At 71.2% G+C, this 22,635-nt stretch carries 20 protein-coding genes; 17 read left to right on the top strand and 3 right to left on the bottom strand.

All coding sequences use genetic code 11. From position 1 onward, the window contains the following. Both LO931_RS00960 and LO931_RS00955 read right to left on the bottom strand, forming a co-directional pair. Positions 1 to 507, bottom strand: a complete 507-nt coding sequence (locus tag LO931_RS00960) for a hypothetical protein (RefSeq protein WP_229051329.1) — start codon at positions 505 to 507, stop codon at positions 1 to 3. Next, positions 504 to 848, bottom strand: coding sequence for a PadR family transcriptional regulator (locus LO931_RS00955; protein WP_229051328.1), 345 nt, complete (start codon positions 846 to 848; stop codon positions 504 to 506). Before LO931_RS00955 ends, LO931_RS00960 begins: the two co-directional genes overlap by 4 nt. A gap of 140 nt (positions 849 to 988) precedes the next feature. Between LO931_RS00955 and LO931_RS00950 the strand changes: the two genes are divergently transcribed. The 7 genes from LO931_RS00950 (at position 989) to LO931_RS00920 (ending at position 6,985) form a co-directional block, all read left to right on the top strand. Continuing rightward, positions 989 to 2,179, top strand: coding sequence for an acetyl-CoA C-acetyltransferase (locus LO931_RS00950; RefSeq protein ID WP_229051327.1), 1,191 nt, complete (start codon positions 989 to 991; stop codon positions 2,177 to 2,179). Positions 2,180 to 2,214: 35 nt separating this feature from the next. Next, the gene (meaB, locus tag LO931_RS00945) at positions 2,215 to 3,177 is read left to right on the top strand and encodes a methylmalonyl Co-A mutase-associated GTPase MeaB (RefSeq protein WP_229051326.1); all 963 of its coding nucleotides are present in this window, start codon (positions 2,215 to 2,217) and stop codon (positions 3,175 to 3,177) included. A gap of 92 nt (positions 3,178 to 3,269) precedes the next feature. Then, the gene (locus LO931_RS00940; protein WP_229051325.1) at positions 3,270 to 3,428 is read left to right on the top strand and encodes a hypothetical protein; all 159 of its coding nucleotides are present in this window, start codon (positions 3,270 to 3,272) and stop codon (positions 3,426 to 3,428) included. A gap of 10 nt (positions 3,429 to 3,438) precedes the next feature. Beyond that, positions 3,439 to 3,987: a PH domain-containing protein gene (locus LO931_RS00935; RefSeq protein WP_229051324.1), complete on the top strand. Its 549-nt coding sequence runs from the start codon at positions 3,439 to 3,441 to the stop codon at positions 3,985 to 3,987. Between the two features lie 9 nt (positions 3,988 to 3,996). Beyond that, positions 3,997 to 4,905 carry a tetratricopeptide repeat protein gene (locus LO931_RS00930; RefSeq protein ID WP_229051323.1) on the top strand — a complete coding sequence of 303 codons (909 nt, stop codon included), beginning with the start codon at positions 3,997 to 3,999 and terminating at the stop codon, positions 4,903 to 4,905. A 131-nt stretch (positions 4,906 to 5,036) separates the two neighbouring features. Then, complete coding sequence (locus LO931_RS00925; protein WP_229051322.1) at positions 5,037 to 6,044, top strand: hypothetical protein; 1,008 nt, start codon at positions 5,037 to 5,039, stop codon at positions 6,042 to 6,044. Further along, positions 6,041 to 6,985, top strand: coding sequence for a hypothetical protein (locus tag LO931_RS00920; protein ID WP_229051321.1), 945 nt, complete (start codon positions 6,041 to 6,043; stop codon positions 6,983 to 6,985). The genes LO931_RS00925 and LO931_RS00920 overlap by 4 nt, the downstream gene beginning before the upstream one ends. Before the next feature lie 73 nt (positions 6,986 to 7,058). On the opposite strand, the gene LO931_RS17565 is transcribed toward LO931_RS00920, so the two are convergent. Further along, entirely contained in the window at positions 7,059 to 7,925 is an 867-nt protein-coding gene (locus LO931_RS17565; RefSeq protein ID WP_304523486.1) for an NUDIX hydrolase, read from the bottom strand. A 146-nt stretch (positions 7,926 to 8,071) separates the two neighbouring features. Here LO931_RS17565 and LO931_RS00910 point away from each other — a divergent pair, with 146 nt between their 5' ends. The 10 genes from LO931_RS00910 to LO931_RS00865 all read left to right on the top strand — a co-directional run bounded on the left by LO931_RS00910 (position 8,072) and on the right by LO931_RS00865 (position 22,611). Continuing rightward, positions 8,072 to 8,851, top strand: coding sequence for an enoyl-CoA hydratase/isomerase family protein (locus LO931_RS00910; RefSeq protein WP_229051320.1), 780 nt, complete (start codon positions 8,072 to 8,074; stop codon positions 8,849 to 8,851). Positions 8,852 to 8,960: 109 nt separating this feature from the next. After that, on the top strand, positions 8,961 to 11,531 hold the full coding sequence (locus tag LO931_RS00905) for a hypothetical protein (RefSeq protein WP_229051319.1): 2,571 nt from the start codon (positions 8,961 to 8,963) through the stop codon (positions 11,529 to 11,531). Beyond that, a complete protein-coding gene (locus tag LO931_RS00900) occupies positions 11,476 to 13,098 on the top strand; it encodes a hypothetical protein (RefSeq protein ID WP_229051318.1) in 1,623 nt (540 codons plus the stop codon). The genes LO931_RS00905 and LO931_RS00900 overlap by 56 nt, the downstream gene beginning before the upstream one ends. 211 nt (positions 13,099 to 13,309) lie before the next feature. Continuing rightward, the gene (locus LO931_RS00895; protein ID WP_229051317.1) at positions 13,310 to 14,089 is read left to right on the top strand and encodes an electron transfer flavoprotein subunit beta/FixA family protein; all 780 of its coding nucleotides are present in this window, start codon (positions 13,310 to 13,312) and stop codon (positions 14,087 to 14,089) included. 14 nt (positions 14,090 to 14,103) lie between these two features. After that, entirely contained in the window at positions 14,104 to 15,051 is a 948-nt protein-coding gene (locus tag LO931_RS00890) for an electron transfer flavoprotein subunit alpha/FixB family protein (RefSeq protein WP_229051316.1), read from the top strand. Between the two features lie 215 nt (positions 15,052 to 15,266). Further along, positions 15,267 to 16,895 carry an ABC transporter substrate-binding protein gene (locus LO931_RS00885; RefSeq protein WP_229051315.1) on the top strand — a complete coding sequence of 543 codons (1,629 nt, stop codon included), beginning with the start codon at positions 15,267 to 15,269 and terminating at the stop codon, positions 16,893 to 16,895. 131 nt (positions 16,896 to 17,026) lie between these two features. Then, positions 17,027 to 17,959, top strand: a complete 933-nt coding sequence (locus LO931_RS00880; protein WP_229051314.1) for an ABC transporter permease — start codon at positions 17,027 to 17,029, stop codon at positions 17,957 to 17,959. After that, positions 17,952 to 18,938: an ABC transporter permease gene (locus LO931_RS00875; protein WP_229051313.1), complete on the top strand. Its 987-nt coding sequence runs from the start codon at positions 17,952 to 17,954 to the stop codon at positions 18,936 to 18,938. The genes LO931_RS00880 and LO931_RS00875 overlap by 8 nt, the downstream gene beginning before the upstream one ends. Beyond that, on the top strand, positions 18,935 to 20,704 hold the full coding sequence (locus tag LO931_RS00870) for an ABC transporter ATP-binding protein (RefSeq protein WP_229051312.1): 1,770 nt from the start codon (positions 18,935 to 18,937) through the stop codon (positions 20,702 to 20,704). The genes LO931_RS00875 and LO931_RS00870 overlap by 4 nt, the downstream gene beginning before the upstream one ends. A gap of 80 nt (positions 20,705 to 20,784) precedes the next feature. After that, positions 20,785 to 22,611 (top strand): BCCT family transporter, encoded by a 1,827-nt coding sequence (locus tag LO931_RS00865; RefSeq protein ID WP_229051311.1) that lies wholly within the window; start codon positions 20,785 to 20,787, stop codon positions 22,609 to 22,611. The last annotated feature ends 24 nt before the right edge of the window (positions 22,612 to 22,635 follow it).

Below are 22,635 nucleotides of genomic sequence, written 5' to 3'. Positions count from 1 at the left end.
TCAGCCGAAGATCTTGATCGCCGCGAACGCCAGCAGCACGACCACGATCGGGCTGCCGATCAGCACCACCAAGCCTCCGGGCGAGAAGGGCTCGAGGTCGCCGCCGGTGCGCGGGTCACGGACCCGGGTCGATCGGCGCCACACGCTGACGCCGCCCGGCACGCCGATCGCGAGGCCGAGCCCCAGCCACAGCCAGCCCGACTGGCCCCAGTAGGACTCGCCGAGCAGCACGGCGAGCCCGCCCTGGGCGACGAGCCACCCGGCCAGACCGGAGCCGACGAGGCTCACAGCGGTGACCCATTTCGGGTCCGGCCGGTGCTCCGCCGTGAGGCTCGCGGCGTACTGACGGGGGGAACCGAAGGCCTCGACCGGGTCCTCGCCCGTCTCGGCGACGTGGCTCTCGACCTCGGCGACGATCTCGCCGATGCGGTCGCCGGGGACGTCCTTGAGTCGCAGGGCCAGGATGAGGCGCTGCTGGTAGTCGCTGCGGGTGCCGTCGGTGGTCATGTCGTGCTCCTCTCGGTGGGGAGCAGGCCGGTCGCCCGCTCGGTGAAGCTGTGCCAGGCCGCGGTCCGGGTCGCCAGGTGCTCGCGGCCCTCGGGCGTGACGGCGAAGAACTTGCGGCCGGGTCCGCCCACGCCCTCGCGCCAGGACGAGGTCAGGAGCCCGGCGTCCTCCAGGCGGTTGAGGACCGGGTAGAGGGTGCCTCCCTTGACCGTGCCGAGGCCGGCGGCCTGGAGTCGCTGGGCCACGACGTAGCCGTACGTCTCGCCCTCGGCGACGATCGCGAGGACGGTCAGCGACAGCACGGCTCGGAGCCACTCGGTCGGCGTCTCGTCGGTCTCCATGACTAGAGCGTATGCATGACTAGTCAGATACGCAAACTAGTGAGCGTCGAGGTCATGGCGTGATCCGGCCCACGCCCGTGTCGGCCGCACGTTACCTCTGGGTAAAGTGACGAGCACCTGCCTTCTAAGGAGCTCCTCTCATGACCCAGACCGTGATCGTCGCGGGGGCCCGCACCCCCATCGGCCGCCTGCTCGGTGGACTCAAGACCCTGTCGGGCGCCGACCTCGGTGGCGTCGCCATCAAGGGCGCCCTGGACAAGGCCGGCATCACCGGCGACCAGGTCGACTACGTGATCATGGGGCAGGTCCTCGGAGCCGGAGCCGGCCAGGTCCCGGCCCGCCAGGCCGCCGACAAGGGCGGCATCCCGCTCGGCGTCCCGGCCCTGACCATCAACAAGGTCTGCCTGTCCGGCATCCACGCCATCACGCTCGCCGACGCGCTCATCCAGTCGGGTCAGTACGACGTCATCGTCGCGGGTGGCCAGGAGTCGATGACGCAGGCGCCGCACATCCTCACCGGCTCGCGCGAGGGCTTCAAGTACGGCAAGACCACGATGCTCGACCACATGGAGTACGACGGCCTGTGGGACGCCATCACGAACCAGGCGATGGGCTCGCTCACCGAGCAGCGCAACGTCGACGTCGAGACGTTCACGCGGGAGGAGCAGGACGCCTTCGGCGCCCGCTCGCACCAGCTCGCCGCCACGGCCCAGAAGAACGGCGTCTTCGACGACGAGATCGTTCCCGTCGAGATCCCGCAGCGCAAGGGGGACCCGCTGGTCGTCAGCGCCGACGAGGGCGTCCGTGGCGACACGACCGCCGAGTCGCTCGGCAAGCTGCGCCCGGCGTTCTCCAAGGAGGGCACCATCACGGCCGGCACCGCCAGCCAGATCTCCGACGGCGCCTGCGCCGTCGTCGTCATGAGCAAGGCCAAGGCCGAGGAGCTGGGTCTCCCGATCCTTGCCGAGCTCGTCGCCCACGGGAACGTGGCCGGCCCCGACTCGAGCCTGCAGGACCAGCCGGCCAACGCGATCGCCGCGGCGCTCGCCAAGACCGACCTGACGACCGACGACCTCGACCTGGTCGAGCTGAACGAGGCCTTCGCCGCGGTCGGCCTGGCGTCGACCAAGAAGCTCGGCATCTCCGAGGACATCGTCAACGTCAACGGCGGTGCGATCTCCCTCGGTCACCCGATCGGCATGAGCGGCGCTCGCGTCGTGCTGCACCTGGCGCTGGAGCTCCAGCGTCGCGGCGGCGGCGTCGGCGCGGCTGCGCTGTGCGGCGGCGGCGGTCAGGGCGACGCCCTGGTCATCCGCGTCCCGCGGGCCTGATCCGGGCCTGACGGCGCACTGACGCAGGAGCAGGCATGCGCCGTGTCGACGACGTCACCGAGCTCGTCGAGACGGCACGAGGCGACGGTCCGGGCAAGGCCCGGGCCGTCGCCCGTCTCATCTCCCTGGTCGAGCGCGACTCGCCCGCCCTCCGTGAGGTTGCGAAGGCGCTCGTGGCGCACACCGGCGGGGCGCACGTCGTCGGCCTGACCGGTTCGCCGGGCGTCGGCAAGTCCACCTCCACGTCGGCCCTGGTCGCGGCGCTGCGCGCTGCGGACCGCACGGTCGGCGTGCTGGCCGTCGATCCCTCCTCGCCCTTCAGTGGCGGGGCCCTGCTGGGCGATCGCATTCGCATGTCCGACCACGCCACCGATCCCGGCGTCATGATCCGCTCGATGGCCAGCCGGGGCCACCTCGGCGGGCTCGCTGGCGCTGCACCGCAGGCGCTGCGGGTGCTCGACGCGGCCGGTTGCGACGTGATCCTCGTCGAGACCGTCGGCGTGGGCCAGTCCGAGGTCGAGATCGCCGGCCTGGCCGACACCAGCCTCGTGCTGCTGGCGCCCGGCATGGGTGACGGCATCCAGGCCGCGAAGGCCGGCATCCTCGAGATCGGGGACGTGTTCTGCATCAACAAGGCCGATCGTGACGGCGCGACGACGACCCGGCGCGAGCTGCGCGGCATGCTGTCGATGACCGACCGCCCCGACGGGGCCTGGAAGCCGCCCATCGCGCTGACGGTCGCGACCGAGGGCGAGGGCATCGCCGAGCTGCTGGCGCACGTCGACGACCACCGCGCCCACCTGGAGTCCTCGGGCGAGGGGCGTCGTCGCCGCCTCGCGCGGGCGCGGCGCGAGATCGAGGCGATCGCGCTCGGGGAGGTGAGCCGCCGGTTCGGCCACCTGGGTGGTGACGCACGGCTCGACGGGCTCGCCGCCGACGTCCTGGGCGGCTCGACCGACCCCTACAGCGCGGCCGACGTCGTCCTCGACCAGATCTGAGAGCTGGAGGCTCCGGGACGCGGAGCCTCGAAGGGCATGCCGTTCGGCGCGCCTCCCGCGGCTGTGCGGGGTGATGGCCTAGAAATAGTGGCGTGGTGAAGAAGGCTCTGGCGCTGCTCGTGATCGGGTTTGCCGTCTACTACCTGCTGACCGCGCCGACCCAAGCGGCCGACGCGGTCGATGGTGCGTTCAGCGCCGTCATCGACGCGTTCGGCAACGTCGGCGTCTTCGTGCAGGAGCTCTTCGAGTAGCGGGCCAGCCATGATCCGTGCGCTGGCCGAGCGTATCCCCGAGCAGCAGGTCGATCGCCACCTGCTGCACGACGAGGGCGAGCACGTCGTCGACCTCGTGCGCCACCACGGCATCGTCTACGCGCTGCCGGAGGTCGAGCTGATCGGTGTCCTGGCGCTGTGGGTCCTGGCGCTGTTCGGGCCCATCTCGTGGGGCTGGGTCTTCCTGCTCGTCTCCTTCGTCCTCCTCGGGCACGCCGTGTTCCTCACGGCCCGCGAGCGCCGCGACGTCTTCGTCATCACCAACATGCGGGTCTTTCGCGCCTCGGGCGTCTTCAACGTCAAGATCGCCACGATGCCCATCACCCGCATCCTCGACATCACGGTCGACAAGCCGCTCCTCGGACGACTGCTCGGCTACGGCCACTTCATCTTCGAGTCGGCCGCCCAGGCGCAGGGGCTGCGCGACATCCGCTTCATCGGCGACCCGGACGGGCGCGACCTGACGATCCAGCGTGTCGTGCAGCGCGCGGGCCTGCGTGGGCCGCGCGGGGGAGTGCCGCCACACCTGCTTCCCTAGGATGGGGGCATGAGCTTTTCGCGTCCCGGAGCCCTCGACCTGTCCGCACTCGCCCGCCCTGCGACGCAGCCCGCCGCTGCCGGTGGTTCGGGCGCCGGCGGCTCCTGGGTCGTCGACGTCACCGAGGCCGACTTCCAGCAGGTGGCCCTCGAGGCCTCGCTGAACCACCTCGTCGTGCTGAGCCTGTGGTCGCCGCGGGCCCCGCAGGGTGCCGAGTTCAACGCCCGGCTCGCCGCCGCGGCCAACGCGTACGACGGTCAGCTGCTGCTCGCGCAGGTCGACGTGGACGCCAACCCCGGCATCGGTCAGGCGCTCGGCGCGCAGTCGGTGCCGCTCGTCGTCGGTCTCGTGAAGGGCCAGCCCGTTCCGCTGTTCCAGAGCGCCGTGCCGGACGAGCAGATCCGCGGCTACTTCGACGAGCTGATCCGCCTGGGCGCCGAGCACGGCGTCACGGGACGTGCGCCTGCCCCCGGCTCCGCGCCCGAGGCCCTGGAGGAGCCGGCGGACGATCCGCGCTTCGCGGAGGCGGACGCCGCCTTCGCCGCGGGGGACCTCCCGGGTGCCGTGGCCGCGTACGAGAAGCTCGCTGCCCAGAACCCCGGCGACGCCGAGGTCGCCGAGCGGCTCGCCGGCGTGCGGCTCATGGCGCGCACCCAGGGCTCGGACCTCCAGCAGGCCCGTGCCGCGGCAGCGGACGCTCCCGACGACATCGACGCCCAGCTGCTGGTCGCCGACCTCGACGTCAGCGGCGGTCACGTCGAGGACGCCTTCGACCGCCTGATCCAGCTCGTGCGTCGCACGAGCGAGGACGATCGCGATCGCGTGCGAGCACGCCTCCTCGACCTGTTCGTCGTCGTGGGCTCGGACGACCCGCGCGTCGCGACGGCGCGACGCCTGCTGGCGACCGCCCTGTACTGAGAACCCACCGAGACCCGCCGCGAGACCCTCACCGCGCGTCTCCCGCAGGATCCGATCGCCGCAGGTAGGGTCGGCGTCGCGGTGCGCGAGGGCGCCCGTCGTCGGGAGGGACGGTGCGGATGACGGGGCGCATGAGGGGGCGGATCAGGGGGCGCACGATCGGGGCCTGGGCGATCAGCGTGCTCGGTGTCCTCGTCGCGCTCGCCGGTGCCGCGCTCATGGTCGTGCTCGGACCTGACGGGCGCATCACGACCGGCCCACACGCCATCGACACCGACCAGGCAGCCGTCGTGACGGCGCCGGGGGTCGTGACGTGGGTCGGCGTGCAGGTCGACGTGCTCGTGGAGGTGCCGATCGGCAAGCCCGTCTTCGTCGGCGTGGGCAACACCGTCGACGTGGAGAACTACCTCAGCAACGCCGCGCGCGTCGAGATCACCTCGTACGGGACGCCGTGGGACATCGAGACCCGGTCCGTCGAGGGCGAGCCCAACGTGCCGTCCGCGCCCACCGCGCTCGACTGGTGGATCGTCTCCCAGGCCGGTCTCGGCGGTGCCGACGTCAGCCTGACCCTGCCGGACGAGCCCGTGTCGATCGCCGTCGTCGCGGTCGGGTCCACGAACCTCTCGGGTCTCGAGGTCACGACCGCCTACGGCATCCGCGGCGGCTTCGGCCGCGGCGCGGGCATCGCGCTGCTGGGCGTCGGTGTCGCGTGGTTCGGCGGCCTGCTGCGCCGCCACCACGTGTGGCGCAGCCAGCCCGACGAGCTCGACGACACCGAGGCGGTGGAGGTCGAGGAGGTCGAGGTCTTCCTGTACGTCGACGAGCACGGGGTGGAGCACGAGATCGACCCGGACGAGCTCGACGGCTTCGAGGTGGTCGACGAGGAGGACCTGGTCGAGCCCCGACCGGAGCCCGAGCCGCAGCCGGCACCCGAGCCCGAACCGGAGCCGGTGCCCGAACCGGAGCCGGAGCCCGAGCCGCAGCCGGCACCCGAATCGGAGCCGGAGCCGCCGAGCGCCACGCCGCAGGTGCTCTACGTCTGGGTCGACGAGGACGGCGTCGAGCACGAGGTGACCGAGGCTGAGCTGCACGAGTTCGACGTCGTCGACGACGAGGACACGACGGAGGGCCCGCGATGAGCAGGATCCTGCGGCTCGGGGTGGCCGTCGTCTCGTGCCTGTCCCTGCTGGCGTGCGCCGTGCCGCACCAGCGCGACGACGCCGATGCGACGAAGCTCGCGATCGCGGAGGACGAGGTCGACAGCGTCTACGCCCGCTACCGCGAGGTGTACGGGGCGGCCGTCGACATCGGCGACCCCCAGCCGTTGTCCGTCGTCGAGAGCGGGTCGGTGCTCGACATCGACACCGCCGCCTTCCAGGTCGATGGCGGAGGCACCGAGACGGTGCTGCGGGCCGAGGAGGTCGCGATCCCGCGGTTCGGCGCGTACCCGCTGTGGTTCGTCGCCGTCGCGAGTGCCGACGGCGGCGAGCGGCGGGTGCAGGTCTTCGCCCGGGCGAGCGCGGTCGACGAGTGGACCCTGACGGAGAGTCCGGCGATCGTCGCCCAGGCGTCGTTGCCGGAGCTTCGCGTCACCGACGACGCGACGGCCGTCACGGTGTCACCGGACGACGAGCGGGGCATGGTGCTCTCGCCGCAGGCCGCGGTCGACGCCTACGTCGCCGCCCTCGCCTCGCTGCCCGAGGCGCCGGCCGAGACCGTCGCGGCCGACGACCCCTTCCGCCAGCAGATGGTCGACTCCTACCAGCAGAGCGCGCAGCTGCCCGACGTCGAGTTCTCGCAGGCGTGGACCGCCGAGCCGGTGCAGTACGTGCTGCGCACGGCCGACGGGGGAGCGCTGGTGTTCGCGACCCTGCACCGGGCCGACCAGTTCCAGATCACCCCCGGCCGCACCGTCACCTACGCCGCAGGCACCGTGCAGAACGCGCTGGCGCCGGAAGGCCTCGTCGGCAGCGGTGTCGTGCGGTTCGACCACCAGGTCCTGCTCGTCGTTCCGCCGGGTTCCGGCGAGGTGCGGGCCATCGGCCAGTTCGGCGGCGTCGTGGCGGTCGAGCAGGGCTGACCAGCGAGAAGTGTGGGCTTGCGCCCCTTTCCTCGTCGAGAAATGGGGCCCAGGTCCACACATCTCGCCGGGGTCACTCAGGGGCGAGGGGGGCCTCGCGGTAGGGGGTCACGCCGGTGGTGACGGCGGCGAGGACCTCGGTGGCCGCCGCGGTGGCGCGTTCACCGATGGTGGCGGGGTCGCACCAGTGCACACCGGCGATCTCGGTGGGCTGCAGCGTCATGGTCGAGGTGATCGAGGCGTCGGCGACGCCCAGGTCGAACAGGAAGATGCAGGCGTCGTCCCAGCCGCGCCAGGCCGGGAGCCAGCTGACGGTCACGAGGTCGCCCACCTCGACGTCCAGTCCCAGCTCCTCGCGCAGCTCACGGGCGAGGCCGAGCGCCGGCGACTCGCCGACCTCGATCACGCCGCCGGGCAGGTCCCACTCCTGCTTGTAGGTCAGCTCGCACAGCAGCACCCGGCCGGCCTCGTCACGCCAGAGTCCCTGCGCGATGACGCGCTTCGTGGGGAGCCCGGCGTTGAGGATCGCGATGAAGCCGTCGCGGCTGCGGGCGGGCGGATCGGTCGAAAGGCGCGCCATCAGGACGCGATCGGTCTCACCCGGAGCACTGCGCAGCACCCCTTCCTTGCGGAGACCGCTGATCGAGGCCGCCCGGACGTCCGCCGTGCGGTCGACGGGGATGCGGGCCTCGACACGCCCGGCGCCCAGCGCGCCGAGCACGTGGTCGACGGCCAGCCCCACGGCGTGGATCGCCCAGCGCGCGGCCGAGTCGCCCGTGCCGACGTTCCAGCGGATCGACCAGGTCGAGCGCGACTCCTGCCGCAGGGCCACCGAGCCGACGCGCTCGGACTCGACCCACACGCTGTAGCCGTCGAACCCGGACTGGGATCGCTCGGGGCGCAGGGTGACGGTGTCGTCGGCGATCTCCGTTGCGTCCATGCCTGCCTCTCGTCCGGCCCGGGTCGGGCCCCGACCACCGTACGCGGTCACCCGCGTGCGCCCCTATGCTCGGCGACATCGACGAGTCCGGCCACCAGAGCCGTGACCTGATCGGCGGCCTTGGCGCCGCAGGCAAGGAGATCGACGTGGCAGAGTTCGTGCGGCTCGAGGTCGAGGGCGGCGTGGGAACGATCCGTCTGGACCGGCCCAAGATGAACGCCCTCGACGCCCAGGTGCAGCGTGAGCTCATCGAGGTCGCCCGTGAGGCCGACGAGCGCGACGACGTCGCTGCCGTCGTGGTCTACGGCGGCGAGCGCGTCTTCGCGGCCGGTGCCGACGTCAAGCAGATGGCCGACATGACCTACCAGGAGATGGTGCGACACGCCCACCTCCTGCAGGACTTCACGCGGGCCCTGGCGGCCATCGGCAAGCCCACGATCTCGGCGATCACCGGCTTCGCGCTCGGTGGCGGCTGCGAGGTCGCCCTCGCCACCGACCTCCGCATCGCGGCCGACAACGCCAAGCTCGGCCAGCCCGAGATCCTGCTGGGCATCATCCCCGGCGCGGGCGGCACGCAGCGCCTGTCGCGCCTGGTGGGACCGAGCACCGCGAAGGAGCTGATCTTCACGGGTCGCTTCGTCGACGCCGAGGAGGCTCTGCGCATCGGCCTGGTCGACCGCGTCGTCCCTGCGGCGGACGTGCTGACCGAGGCCGTCGCCTGGGCCACGCAGTTCGTCGGAGGTCCGGCTCTGGCACTCCGCGCGGCGAAGTCCGCGATCGACCGCGGTCTCGAGGTCGACCTGCAGTCGGGCCTGGAGATCGAGCGGGTCGAGTTCACCGGTCTCTTCGCGACCGACGACGCCCGGGCCGGCATGACCTCGTTCGTCGAGAACGGTCCCGGCAAGGCGACCTTCACCGGTCGCTGACCCCGCCGGACGCACCGACCACCGGGTCCGCAATACGCGTGGACTCGAGTGACACTTGAGGCATACTGATGCGGACGTGACCTGGCAGGGCCCGCAAGGAAAGGGAGTCATGAGCGACTCAGACGAGAAGCCGACCACCGGTAGTGCTCCGGCCGACCCCTTGAGGGTCGCGGCCGACATGATCGGCGACTCCGGCGACGAGGGATCGACGCCGACCGCTTCCGGCGCCGGACGCCCCCTCTCGGCCCGTGAGCGCCGTGCTGCTGCCAAGGCGGCCCGTCTCGACGCCGCCAAGCGCCGTCGCGAGGAGCGCTCGTCGCGCAAGGGTCCGGCCGATGACGAGGCCGACGAGGTCGAGGACTCCGCAGACGACCTCGACGAGCCGAAGCCCGCCGAGCCGCAGACGCTCGCCCAGAAGCTCGAGGCCGCTCGCCAGGCCGCCTCGGAGCGCAGTGCCACCGAGGCCGACGACTCGAGCGCGGCGGGTGACTCCACCCGCGAGCTGAGCCGCGACGAGATCGCCGAGGAGATCCAGCGCGGTCAGGAGCCCGAGGCCCCGCGCGCCGCCGAGCCCGAGCCGACGTCGGCGGACGCGCCCGCCGACGAGCCGAAGGAGTCGGTCTTCGGACGCCTCTGGACGGCCGCCACGGCCGGAGAGCTTGCCGCCGACGAGAAGAAGTCCGAGTCCGAGCCGCAGCCCGAGCCCGTCGCCGAGGCGGCGCCCGAGCCCGAGCCCCAGCCGGTCGCCGAGGTCGCCCCGGAGCCTGAGCCGGTCGCCGAGGTGGCACCCGAGCCTGCCCCCGAGCCCGAGCCCGAGCCTGCCCCCGAGCCGGAGCCGGAGCCCGTCGCCGAGGTGGCACCGGAGCCTGAGCCGGTTCGTGAGCCGGAGCCGGTCGCCGAGGTGACGCCCGAGCCCGAGCCCGTCCAGGAGCCCGAGCCGGAGTCCTACAGCGTCAGCTACATCGACAGCCTGGCCGGCCCGGAGCCGGAGCCGGTCCGTGAGCCCGAGCCGGTCGCCGAGGTGGCGCCCGAGCCCGAGCCGGCCGCCCCCGTGTCGTCCTTCGCGGAGAAGCTGGCCGCAGCGAGCGCCGCGGCCCAGGGCCGCGTCGCCGCGGCTCGTGCCGAGGCCGCCCGTCTGATGGAGGAGGCCGCTCGTGAGCGTGCCGACCTCGAGGCGCGCCTGGAGGCCGACGAGACCCGTCAGCGCGAGGCCGCCGCCCAGAAGCTCCGTGCCGCCGAGGAGGCCGCCGAGGAGCGCGTCGCCGCAGCCCGCTCCGAGGCCGAGCGGGTCAACCGCGACATCCAGAGCGAGCGGTCGGCCGCCGCGGCCCGCATCGCCGAGCTCCAGCGCGAGTCCGACGAGCGCGTGGCGCAGGCCAAGGCCGACGCCGACCGCGCCGCTGCCGCGCGCATCAGCGACGCCGAGGCCGAGGCCCGGCGCCTGGTCCAGTCGGCCGAGGAGGAGGCGGCGCGCAACACCGAGAAGCGCATCGCCGAGGCCGAGGCCGAGGCGGCGCGCACGACGCAGGAGCGTCTCCAGGCCGCCGAGGCCGACGCCGACCGGCGCATCGCCGCCGCTCAGCAGAAGGCCGACGAGGTCGCTCGTCAGGCCGCGCAGCAGCGCGAGGCCGCCCACAAGCAGCTCGCCGGCGAGCGCGAGGAGGCCGACCGCCGCCTCGCCGAGGTCAAGGCCGAGTCCGAGCGCATCGTCCGTGAGGCCGAGGAGACCGCGGCCAACCACGTCGCCGCCGCGCGGTCCGAGGCCGAGAAGTACGCCCAGGAGGTCGCCGCCGAGCGGGTGGCGATCGCCGTGCGCGTCGCCGACGCCGAGCGTGCAGCGGAGGAGAAGCTCGTCGCCGCCAAGGTCGAGGCCGAGCGCCTCGCCTCGGAGGCGGCCGGTCGCCACGAGGCGGCCGCGAAGGAGCTCGCCCGTGAGCGCGACGAGGCCAAGGCCATGGTCGCCGAGGCGGAGTCGCAGGCCCGTCGTCTCGCCGAGGACGCCGAGGCCCAGCGGGTCGAGGCCGCGCGTCGTCTGTCCGACGCCGAGCGCGTCGCCGAGGAGCGGGTGCGTCTGGCCCAGGCCGAGGCCGAGCGCGTCGCCGCCGAGGCCGCCGAGGCTGCCCGGGTCGCCGCTGCGGCCCGTGCCGAGGCCGAGCGCGAGCAGGAGCGTGCCGCCGAGGCTGCACGCCAGGACGCCGAGCGCAAGGTCGCCGAGGCCGAACGTGCGGCTGCCGAGAAGGTCGCCGCCGCCCAGGAGGAGGCTCGCCGGGTGGCAGCCTCCGCCGAGTCGGAGTCCCGCCGTCGCATCGCCGAGGCGCAGGCCGAGGCCGAGCGTGTCACGATCGCGTCCAAGCGTGAGGCGCAGGAGCGTCTCAGCCAGGCGGTCGCCGCGGCCCGCGAGGCCGCCGAGCAAAAGCTGCAGGAGGCCGAGCGCACCGCGATGGAGTGGGTCGCCGCCGCCGAGGCCGAGGCCGAGCGAGTCGCCCAGGAGCACATCGTGATGGCGAACCAGGTCGCCAAGGGCACCCCCCTGACCCCCTCGGCGCCCACGGCGTCGGAGTTCGTCGACGACGGCGGCGACGCCGACGACGACGACGCGGGGGAGACGCTCCAGGAGGTGAGCGGTGAGACGGGAGCCCTTGCCTCCCCGATCAAAAAAAGGGTCGTCCGGCGTAGATGAGTCGCCCGCGGAGCCGTCCGAGTCGGACGGCCCCGGGCGTTGGGCGGTCGCCGACCGCGGGCTCGACGAGTCGAGCCCGCTGCACCGTGCCCTCCAGGGTCTGACGACCGCGGGGGAGTGGGCCGCGCAGGCCGAGGCGGACGAGCGTGCCGCATCGGCCGAGGCCGAGCTCGCGGAGCCCGAGTCGACCGAGGAGTCCCGCGTCGTCGACCCGCTGGAGGAGGCAGAGCAGGTCGAGTTCGACACCGACCGGCTGACGCCCCTACAGCAGGCTCGGCTGGAGCGCGCGCAGGCCAAGGCGGCTCGACGCGCGGCCAAGCGTGCCCGTCGCGAAGGCACGCCCGCCGTCGACGCACCTGACGAGATCGATCCGGCCGACGCCCCCGACGAAGGTCTGAGCGCGGAGGTCCTGCCCGAGCCCGTTCAGGACGTCGAGCCCGAGCCCGTTCAGGACCCCGAGCCCGAGCCCGTGGTCGAGGAGCCGCAGGTCGAGGAGGCACTCGCCGCCGAGGCCCTGCCGGTCGCCGTCGACGACATCGACCAGGCCCAGACCGACGACACCGACATCGACGACGAGCCCGCCGCGGCAGTGGCTGCGGAGGCGCCGAGCACCCGTGGCCGCAGGGCGACGGCGAAGCAGGCCCGCCGCGCCGCTGCACTCGAGCGTCGACGTGCGCGCAGCGAGGCCCGCCTGCGTCGCAGCGACGCCCGCGTCGAGGAGCCGGCCCCGGCCGGTCCCGACGAGCTCGAGGTCGAGGAGCCGTACGAGCCCGACGAGATCGACCGCGAGCTGGCGGCCGACGAGGTGACGACCCGACTCGCAGCGGTGGCGGCCGAGGCCGAGGCCGAGCAGCGCCGCCTCGACGAGGAGGAGGACGCCGCCGCCCTCGAGGCGGAGCGACGGGAGGCAGAGCGTCTGGAGGCCGAGCACGCCGCCGCCCTCGAGGCCGAGCGTCTGGAAGCAGAGCGGTTCGAGGCTGAGCGTCTGGAGGCTGAGCAGGCTGCTGCGCTCGAGGCCGAGCAGACGGTCGTCCTCGACGTCCAGGACGACGTCGACGACTCCGACGAGCCGACGGCCGAGCAGCGCGCCGTCGACGCTGCGCCGGCCGTCTCCGCCCGCGCGTCCGCCCGGTCGGCGAAGGCGGCCGAGCGCCGCACCCGTGCGGAGTCGAAGGCCGCGGCGAAGGTCGAGAAGTCCCGCGCCCGGCGCGAGGCCGCCGAGATCGACGCCGTCCCGGAGCCCCCGGACGAGTCCCGTGGCTCGTCCCGGTCCTCGACCGTCGCCGTCCTGGCCGCGGTGGTCGGTGCTGCCGGGCTCATCCTGTCGGTCGTGCTGGCCGTCGGAGCCCTGCTCGTCGCGCTGGGCAACGACTCCGGCGGGCTCTACTCGGCCGTCGAGACGGTCTGCAACGCCCTGACCGCCCCCATGGCGGGCCTCGTGGACTTCTCGGGATCCAACGCGGAGCGCAAGGAGGCCCTGGTGGCCTGGGGTGCCGGATCGATGATCTACCTCGTGATCGGCCTGGGAGCGCAGTCGCTGCTGCGGTCGCGCACCGAGTCCGACTGAGCCGGCCTCGTGTGACCTGCGCCTCGGTGTGACGCAGTCCATGGCCTGCAGCGGTCGCCCGAAATACTACGAGTGGGTAACATTCAGGTTGCTGAGGGTCGCCTCACCCTTGCTGACAGCGAGGTGACACAGTGACCCCAGGTGCCATCGTGCGATGGCCACGACGCCGGTCCCGGCGCCGTGAATCCCGAACCTTCCAGGAGGGTCCCCCGTGACCAAGATCGTTGTTGCGGTCAAGTACGTCCCGGATGCCACCGGCGACCGAACCTTCACGTCCGACAACACTGTCGACCGTGAAGGCGTCGACGGCCTGCTGTCCGAGCTGGACGAGTACGCGGTCGAGCAGGCTCTGCAGGTCGTCGAGGCCGGCGAGGGCGAGGTCACCGTCGTGACCGTCGGCCCCGAGGACGCCGCCGACGCCGTGCGCAAGGCGCTGCAGATGGGTGCCGACGCCGGCGTCCACGTCGTCGACGACGCCATCGCCGGGTCCGACGCGTTCGCGACGTCGCTCGTGCTCGCCAAGGCCATCGAGAAGCTCGAGTACGACCTCGTGTTCTTCGGCATGGCCTCCACCGACGCCGGCATGGGCATCGTCCCCACGCTGGTCGCCGAGCGCCTGGGCCTTCCGGCCGTCACGTTCGCCTCGGAGATCACGGTCGACGGCGACACCGTCACGATCCGCCGCGACGGCGACGTCGCGTCGCAGGAGATCACCGCCAGCGGCAAGGTCGTCGTCTCGGTGACCGACCAGACCGGTGAGGCCCGCTACCCGTCCTTCAAGGGCATCATGGCGGCCAAGAAGAAGCCGATCGACGAGTGGTCGCTCGCCGACCTGGGCCTCGAGGCCTCGGAGGTCGGTGGCGACAACGCCTGGACCGCCGTGGACTCCACGACGCCCCGCCCGCCGCGCACCGCCGGCGAGGTCGTGACCGACGAGGGAGACGGCGGCGCGAAGCTCGTCGAGTTCCTCGCCTCCAAGAAGTTCGTCTGAGAAGGGATCAGGACATGTCTGAAGTTCTCGTGCTGATCGATGCCCCTGAGGGCAAGGTCACCAAGCCGTCGCTGGAGCTCCTCACGATCGCTCGCCGCATCGGCGAGCCGTCGGCCGTCGTGTTCGGCTCCGAGGTCCCCTCGCAGCTCGCCGAGTACGGCGCCGAGAAGATCTACCAGCTCGACGACGCCGTCTACGCCGACTACCTGGTCGGTCCGAAGGCCGAGGCGCTGAGCCAGCTCGTCGCCGACAAGAGCCCCGCCGCGGTGCTCGTGCCGTCGACGTTCGAGGGCAAGGAGATCGCGGCTCGCGTCGCGCTCAAGGCCAGCTCGGGCTTCATCACCGACGCGGTCGACGTCTCGGTCGACGGTGACACCATCACGACGACGCAGTCGGTCTTCGCCGGCAACTTCACCGTCGACGCGAAGATCACCGCCGGCACGCCGGTCATCGCCGTCAAGCCCAACTCGACGGCCCCCGAGGCCACCTCGGGTGCCGGCACGGTGGAGGCCGTCTCGGTCGACGTCTCCGACGCCGCCAAGGGCGCCAAGATCACCTCGACCAAGGTCAAGGAGGCCTCGGGTCGCCCCGAGCTCACCGAGGCCGCGATCGTGGTCTCCGGTGGACGTGGCACCGGTGGCGACTTCTCCGAGGTCGAGGCGTTCGCCGACAGCCTCGGTGCCGCCGTGGGCGCCTCGCGCGCCGCGGTCGACTCCGGTTGGTACCCGCACTCCTTCCAGGTCGGCCAGACCGGCAAGGTCGTGTCGCCCCAGCTGTACGTCGCCAACGGCATCTCCGGTGCGATCCAGCACCGCGCCGGCATGCAGACGTCCAAGACGATCGTCGCGGTCAACAAGGACGACGAGGCGCCGATCTTCGAGCTCGTCGACTTCGGTGTCGTGGGCGACCTGAAGACGGTCCTGCCGCAGGCGACCGAAGAGGTCGTCAAGCGCAAGGGCTGACCCCCGCACACGACGAGACCCCCGGACCACGCGGTCCGGGGGTCTCGTCGTGTCCCGGCCACCTCGCGGTGGCCGCTCGGCCGCCTGGGGTTGGGTGTCGATTTGATGAAGTAGCCCGTCGGGACTACTCCGCACTGGCCCGATGGTGATACTCATGGGTGATTCATCGGCTGCCCCGTGCCACCGCACGGGTCACCCATCAACAGGAGGAATGGATGCGACTCACACGACGAGTCCGCCTCGCGGGAGTGGCCCTGGCCGCCAGCGCGCTGGTGTTGACCGCCTGCAGCGGCGGTTCTGACGACGAGGGAAGCGGCGACGCGAGCGACGCGATCATCTCGGTCAACGGCTCCGAGCCGGAGAACCCGCTGATCCCGACGGCCACGAACGAGACCGGCGGCGGCAACCCGATCCAGAACCTGTTCGCGGGCCTGGTGGCCTACAACGCCGACGGTTCGACGACCAACGAGGTCGCCGAGTCGATCGAGAGCGACGACGCCACCCTGTGGACCGTCACGCTGAACGACGGCTGGACCTTCACCGATGGCACCCCCGTCACGGCTGAGTCCTTCGTCAACGCCTGGAACTACGGCGCCGACCCGGCCAACGCGCAGCTCAACGCCTACTTCTTCTACCCGATCGAGGGCACGACCGAGGAGGGCAACACCCCCGAGGGTGTCTCCACGATCTCCGGCCTGACGGTCGTCGACGAGTCGACCTTCACGATCCAGCTCAAGAAGCCCGAGTCGGACTTCCCGCTGCGTCTTGGCTACTCGGCGTACTTCCCGCTGCCGGAGGCCGCCTACGGCCCCGACGGCAAGATCACGGCCGAGTACGGCGAGCGCCCGATCGGCAACGGCCCGTACATGCTGTCGGAGTCGGGCTGGGAGCACGACGTCCAGATCTCGATGGTCACCAACCCCGACTACGAGGGTGCGCGCACCCCGGCCAACGGCGGACTGACCTTCAAGTTCTACGCCGACCTCGACGCGGCCTACACCGACCTGGTCGGTGGCGACCTCGACGTGCTCGACACGGTGCCGGACTCGGCGCTCGCGACCTTCGAGACCGATGACGTCCAGGCGTTCAACGATCCCGGCTCGGTCTTCCAGTCGTTCACGATCCCCGAGACGCTCCCGCACTTCTCCGGCGAGGAGGGCAAGCTGCGTCGTCAGGCCATCTCCTACGCGATCAACCGCGAGGAAGTGACCGACAAGATCTTCGACGGCACCCGCACCCCGGCCTCCGACTTCACCGCTCCGGTGCTCGACGGCTGGTCCGAGGAGGTCGAGGGCAACGAGGTCCTGACCTTCGACGAGGAGAAGGCGCAGGAGCTGTGGGCCGAGGCCGACGCCATCAGCCCGTGGACCGGCTCGTTCCAGATCGCGTACAACACCGACGGTGGCCACAAGGCCTGGGTCGACGCGACGACGAACCAGATCAAGAACGCCCTGGACATCGACTCCTCGGGCGCTCCGTACGCGACGTTCGACGAGCTGCGGGCCAAGGTCAACGACAACACGATCACGACCGCGTTCCGTACCGGCTGGCAGGCGGACTACCCGTCGATGCTGAACTACCTGGGCCCGCTGTACGGCACGGGCGCCGGCTCCAACGACGGCGAGTACACCAACCCGGAGTTCGACACGACGATCGCGGACGCGGCCTCCACCGAGGGCGACGACCGGTACGCGCTGATCGAGGACGCCCAGGCGATCCTGTTCACCGACCTGCCGGCGATCCCGCTGTGGTACTCGAACATCGCTGCGGCGGCCGCCACGGACGTCGACAACGTCGAGTTCACCTGGCAGAACCTGCCCGACTACTACAAGATCACCAAGTAGTAGACCTCGCGACCCGGACTTCCTGGCGGGCAGCGTCATGCTGCCCGCCGGGGGGTCCGGTCGTCCGTGCGCTGTGCCGAACGGTCTCACCGAGTCGTTCGTCGTCGTAGCTCTGGCCCTAGGGAGGCGCCATGGGGTGGTACATCCTCAAGCGGATCGTGCAGACGATCCCCGTCATCGTCTTTGCGACGCTGATCATCTACGCGCTGGTCTTCCTGCGCCCCGGTGACCCGATCCTCAACCTGTTCGGCGACAAGCCCGTGTCGGAGGCGACGCGGGCCACGATCGAGGCGCAGTACAACCTCGACAAGCCGTTCATCGTGCAGTGGCTGCTGTTCCTCAAGGGCGCGCTGACGTTCGACTTCGGCACCTCGTTCTCGGGCCAGCCCGTCATCGACCAGATCCAGCGGGCCTTCCCGGTATCGGTGACCCTGGCCCTCATGGCGGTCGCCTTCGAGGCGGTGCTCGCCATCATCATCGGCACGTACGCCGGCATCCGCCGCGGCGGATGGTTCGACGGCATCTCGCTCGTCGTCTCGCTGCTCATCGTGGCCGTCCCGATCTTCGTGATCGGCTTCCTCTTCCAGATCTTCATCGGCATCAAGGCCGACATCGACTGGCTACCACCCACCGTCGGCGGTGACTGGACGATCACCGACCTGATCATGCCGGCGATCGTCCTGGGCCTGACCTCCCTGGCGTTCGCGATGCGCCTGACGCGGGGCTCGGTCTCGGAGAACCTCGCCGCCGACCACGTGCGCACCGCGCGGGCCAAGGGCCTGTCCGAGGGCAAGGTCGTCCGCAACCACGTGCTGCGCAACTCCCTGATCCCCGTCGTGACGTTCCTCGGCGCGGACCTGGGCACCCTGATGGCCGGTGCCATCGTGACCGAGGGCATCTTCAACGTCCCCGGCATCGGTGGACTCGCCTACAGCGCGATCCTCAAGGGGGAGAGCCCCACGATCGTCTCGGTGGTCACCTTGATGGTGCTGATCTACGTCGTCATGAGCCTGCTCGTCGACATCCTCTACGCCTGGCTCGATCCGAGGATCCGTTATGCCTGACTCCACGAACAAGCCCCAGCGTCCCGGCCAGGAGCGGTTCGTCGCACCGCTCGACGAGACCCCGCTGGCCGCGATCGACAACGTCGACATCGAGCGTGCGCCCGAGAGCCAGTGGAAGGAGGCCTGGAAGCGCATGCGGCGCAGTCCGATGTTCTGGTCGTCCGTCACGATCCTGGCGTTCCTCGCGGTCGTCATCGCCTTCCCGCAGCTCTTCACCTCCGCCGATCCTCGGTACGCGCAGCTCTCCGACAGCCTCGAGCCGGCCCGCGAGGGTCACCCGTTCGGCTTCACGAAGCAGGGCGCCGACGTGTGGGCCCGTACCGTCTACGGCGCGCGAGCGTCCGTGGCCGTCGGCCTGCTGACCACGATCATCTTCGTCGTGGTCGGTGTGGTCACCGGAGCCGTGGCGGCGTACTACGGCAAGTTCGCCGACACGGTGATCTCGCGCACCAGCGACATCTTCTTCTCGATCCCGCTTCTGCTCGGCTGCATCGTCGTCGTCTCGGTCATCAACAACACCTGGCCCGATCGCGGCTTCTGGGGCTCGGTGCTCGTCATCGTGCTCGCGCTGTCGCTGTTCGCCTGGCCCCAGATCACGCGTCAGATGCGGGCGGCGGTGCTCGAGGTCAAGAACCTGGAGTTCGTCGACGCCGCACGGGCGATCGGCGCCTCGGGCCGCGCCAACCTCGTGCGCCACATCGTCCCGAACGCGATCGGGCCCGTCATCGTCACCGCGACGATCTCGCTGGGCGTGTTCATCGTGTCGGAGGCCACCCTGTCGTTCCTGGGCCTCGGGCTCCCCTCGAACGTCATGTCCTGGGGCAACGACATCGCCGCCGCCGAGGTGCAGATCCGCTCGGGTGAGAACCTGCGCGTGCTGATGGTGCCGTCCGTCGCCCTGGCCGTCACCGTGCTGGGCTTCATCCTGCTGGGTGAGGCCGTGCGCGAGGCCCTCGATCCGAAGGCGAGGAAGAAGTGAACGCCGCATCCGCGGGCCAGACCCCGCTGCTCGAGATCCGCGACCTCGACGTCGCGTTCCGTGACGAGAAGAAGAAGCCCGTCCCGGCCGTCCGGGGTGCGAGCCTCACGGTCTACGAGGGGCAGACCGTCGCGATCGTGGGGGAGTCCGGCTCGGGCAAGTCCACGACCGCCCACGCCGTCATCGGACTGCTGCCCGGCACCGGGCACGTGACCGGTGGTCAGATCCTGTTCGAGGGCAAGGACATCGCCGACGCCCGCAAGCAGGACATCGTCGCGCTGCGTGGATCGTCGATCGGTCTCGTCCCGCAGGACCCGATGTCCAACCTGAACCCGCTGTGGAAGGTCGGGCACCAGATCAAGGAGGCGCTCGTCGCCAACGGGGTCGCCACCGGCAAGGCCGCCGACGCCCGGGTCGTCGAGCTGCTCGAGGAGGCCGGGCTCCCTGACGCCGAGCGCCGGGCCCAGCAGTTCCCGCACGAGTTCTCCGGCGGGATGCGGCAGCGCGCGCTGATCGCGATGGGCCTGGCGGCCCGCCCCAAGCTGCTGATCGCCGACGAGCCCACCAGCGCGCTCGACGTCACGGTTCAGAAGCAGATCCTCGACCACCTCGACCACCTGACCGACGAGCTCGGCGTCGCGGTCCTGCTGATCACGCACGACCTCGGTCTGGCCGCGGAGCGGGCCGACCACCTCGTGGTCATGTACAAGGGCCAGATCGTCGAGTCGGGTCCGGCGCTCGAGATCCTGCAGGACCCGCACCACCCGTACACCCAGCGCCTCGTGGCCTCGGCCCCGTCGCTGGCCTCGCAGCGTCTCTCGTCGGTCGAGCACCGGGTCGAGGTGCGGGAGGCCGCGCTCGAGCACGCCGAGGAGATCGCCCAGGAGGTGGCCGACAGCTCGGCCGCGTTCGGCCAGGGTCGCGACGACATCATCGAGGTCAAGGGCCTCACGAAGGTGTTCACGCTGCCCGGCAAGGGTCCGTTCAACAAGACCGACTTCGTCGCGGTCGACGACCTCAGCTTCTCGCTCCGGCGCGGCACGACGACCGCCATCGTGGGGGAGTCCGGCTCGGGCAAGTCGACCGTCGCCCGCATGGTGCTGGGTCTGCTCGAGCCGACCTCGGGCACGGTGACGTTCGACGGCGTCGACGTCGCCGGCATCCGGGGCAAGGCCGACCGTCTGCGGCTGCGTCGTCAGATGCAGCCCGTGTTCCAGAACCCGTACGCCTCGCTCGACCCGTTGTTCACGATCTACCGGTCGATCGAGGAGCCGCTGCGCGTGCACAGCATCGGCACCGAGAAGGAGCGCGAGGCCAAGGTCCGCGACCTGCTCGACAAGGTCTCGCTGCCGACCAGCGTCATGCGCCGGTTCCCGCACGAGCTGTCGGGTGGCCAGCGCCAGCGGGTCGCCATCGCCCGTGCGCTCGCGCTCGAGCCCGAGGTCGTCATCTGTGACGAGGCGGTCTCCGCCCTCGACGTGCTGGTCCAGGCGCAGATCCTGACGCTGCTCAACGACCTCCAGGCCGAGCTGGGACTCAGCTACTTGTTCATCACCCACGACCTCGCGGTGGTCCGTCAGATCGCCGACGACGTCCTGGTGATGCAGAACGGCCGCCTCGTCGAGGCGGCGTCGGTCGACCAGGTCTTCAGCTCGCCGGAGCAGGAGTACACCCGTGCGCTGCTCGAGGCCATCCCCGGCGGGTCCATCCCGCTCGGCGTGGTCGAGGCCGGCGACGTGCTCCCGGAGGTCACGCTCGACGACTGAGGGGCGTCACCCCCGGCCGGGGCGGACTTCTCAGCGGTCGTTAAGGTCGATTGGTCTCTGTACGCAACGGGAAGTTCTTCATGACCGACACGACCGAGTCCACCCCGCCCGGCACCCCGGGCCCCGAGAGCAAGAGCAAGAACGAGAACAAGAGCAAGGGAGCGGCCGGCGCGTCGCTCGCCGAGCACGCGCGACGCGCCCTGCGGTTCCGCACCGTCGACGACGTGCCCACCGCCGAGAACACCGGCCGCAACCCGGTCGACAAGGTCGTCTTCGGCGTCACCGGCGCCCTCGCGATCGGCTTCGTGCTGTGGGGCGCGTTCGGCACCGACAGCCTCGCGTCCGTCTCGGGCGACGCCCAGTCGTGGGTCATCGACACGACCGGCTGGCTGTTCGTCCTGACCGCGAGCTTCTTCGTGATCTACGTCCTGTGGCTCGCGGCGAGCAAGTACGGCCGCATCCCGCTCGGCGCCGACGACGAGCGACCTGAGTTCCGGACCGTCTCCTGGATCGCGATGATGTTCAGCGCCGGCATGGGCATCGGACTGATGTTCTTCGCCGTGGCCGAGCCGCTGGGGCACTACATGTCGCCCCCGCCCGGCACCACCGAGGGCGAGACCACCGAGGCCATCCAGACCGCGATGGCCACCACGATGTTCCACTGGGCGCTGCACCCGTGGGCGATCTACGCCGTCGTCGGCATCGCGATCGCGTACGGCACGTTCCGCAAGGGGCGCTCGCAGCTCGTCTCGGCTGCCTTCCGGCCGCTCATGGGGCGTCACGCCGACGGCCCGGCCGGCAAGGCCATCGACTGCCTGGCGATCTTCGCGACCTTGTTCGGCTCGGCCGCCTCGCTGGGCCTCGGTGCCCTGCAGATCGGTGGCGGCCTGGAGTTCAACGGCTGGGTCGACTCGGTCAGCACGACCGCGCTGGTGCTCATCATCGTGGTGCTGACCATCGCCTTCATCGCCTCGGCGGTCTCCGGCGTCGCGAAGGGCATCCAGTGGCTCGCCAACACCAACATGGTGCTGGCGCTCGTGCTCGCGGTGTTCGTGTTCGTCGTGGGCCCGACGCTGACGGTGCTGAACCTGGTGCCGGCCGCGATCGGCTCCTACGCCGCCGACATGACCGAGATGGCCTCGCGCACCGCCGCCACGGGTGGCGACGAGATGACCGCGTGGCTCTCGGGCTGGACGATCTTCTACTGGGCCTGGTGGGTCTCGTGGACGCCCTTCGTCGGCATGTTCATCGCGCGCATCAGCCGCGGACGCACGATCCGCCAGTTCGTGACCGGCGTGCTGCTCGTGCCGAGCCTGGTGAGCCTCGTGTGGTTCTGCATCTTCGGCGGCTCCGCGATCGCCGAGCAGGCCAAGGGCGGCAACGTCGCCGAGTCCGACGGGTCGGTCGACACCGAGAACGCGCTGTTCCGACTGCTCGAGCAGTACCCGCTCGCGACCGTCTCGGTCGTGCTCGTGATGCTGCTCGTCGCGATCTTCTTCGTGTCGGGCGCCGACGCCGCCTCGATGGTCATGGGCACGTTGTCCGAGCGGGGCACGCTCGAGCCGAGCCGCAAGATCGTGATCTTCTGGGGCGCGCTCATGGGTGCCGTCGCGGCGATCATGCTGGCGGTGGGCGGCGACGAGGCGTTGAGCGGGTTGCAGGCGATCACGATCGTGGGCGGGCTCCCGTTCGTGATCGTCATGATCGGCCTGACGCTCTCGCTCTACCTCGACCTGCGCACCGACCCGATGATCGTGCGCGGCCAGATCGCGACCGAGCTGGTCGAGGACGCGGTCGTGGCCGGGGTGGAGGAGTACGGCGACGACTTCACGCTCGTGACGGAGTCACCGGAGGAGGGATCGTCAGAGGCGGTCTCGGCCACTGGGAAGGACGCCGATCGGACTTGACCTGTTCGAACGCATGTTCGATCA

The organism is Aeromicrobium sp. Leaf350 (assembly GCF_916858655.1).
GTDB lineage: Bacteria > Actinomycetota > Actinomycetes > Propionibacteriales > Nocardioidaceae > Aeromicrobium.
Note: the sequence above shows the minus strand (reverse complement) of the source record. Positions and strands in the feature narration are given on the sequence as shown.

Bases quoted from the DNA above. Each gene is read 5' to 3' on its own strand.
- LO931_RS00925 (WP_229051322.1), top strand. From the start codon at position 5,037: ATGAGGGGGCGGATCAGGGGGCGCACGATCGGGGCCTGGGCGATCAGC.
- LO931_RS00875 (WP_229051313.1), top strand. From the start codon at position 17,952: ATGCCTGACTCCACGAACAAGCCCCAGCGTCCCGGCCAGGAGCGGTTC.
- LO931_RS00865 (WP_229051311.1), top strand. From the start codon at position 20,785: ATGACCGACACGACCGAGTCCACCCCGCCCGGCACCCCGGGCCCCGAG.
- LO931_RS00890 (WP_229051316.1), top strand. From the start codon at position 14,104: ATGTCTGAAGTTCTCGTGCTGATCGATGCCCCTGAGGGCAAGGTCACC.
- LO931_RS00930 (WP_229051323.1), top strand. From the start codon at position 3,997: ATGAGCTTTTCGCGTCCCGGAGCCCTCGACCTGTCCGCACTCGCCCGC.
- LO931_RS00935 (WP_229051324.1), top strand. From the start codon at position 3,439: ATGATCCGTGCGCTGGCCGAGCGTATCCCCGAGCAGCAGGTCGATCGC.
- LO931_RS17565 (WP_304523486.1), bottom strand. From the start codon at position 7,925: ATGGACGCAACGGAGATCGCCGACGACACCGTCACCCTGCGCCCCGAG.
- LO931_RS00955 (WP_229051328.1), bottom strand. From the start codon at position 848: ATGGAGACCGACGAGACGCCGACCGAGTGGCTCCGAGCCGTGCTGTCG.
- meaB (WP_229051326.1), top strand. From the start codon at position 2,215: ATGCGCCGTGTCGACGACGTCACCGAGCTCGTCGAGACGGCACGAGGC.
- LO931_RS00880 (WP_229051314.1), top strand. From the start codon at position 17,027: ATGGGGTGGTACATCCTCAAGCGGATCGTGCAGACGATCCCCGTCATC.
- LO931_RS00885 (WP_229051315.1), top strand. From the start codon at position 15,267: ATGCGACTCACACGACGAGTCCGCCTCGCGGGAGTGGCCCTGGCCGCC.
- LO931_RS00960 (WP_229051329.1), bottom strand. From the start codon at position 507: ATGACCACCGACGGCACCCGCAGCGACTACCAGCAGCGCCTCATCCTG.
- LO931_RS00950 (WP_229051327.1), top strand. From the start codon at position 989: ATGACCCAGACCGTGATCGTCGCGGGGGCCCGCACCCCCATCGGCCGC.
- LO931_RS00920 (WP_229051321.1), top strand. From the start codon at position 6,041: ATGAGCAGGATCCTGCGGCTCGGGGTGGCCGTCGTCTCGTGCCTGTCC.
- LO931_RS00905 (WP_229051319.1), top strand. From the start codon at position 8,961: ATGAGCGACTCAGACGAGAAGCCGACCACCGGTAGTGCTCCGGCCGAC.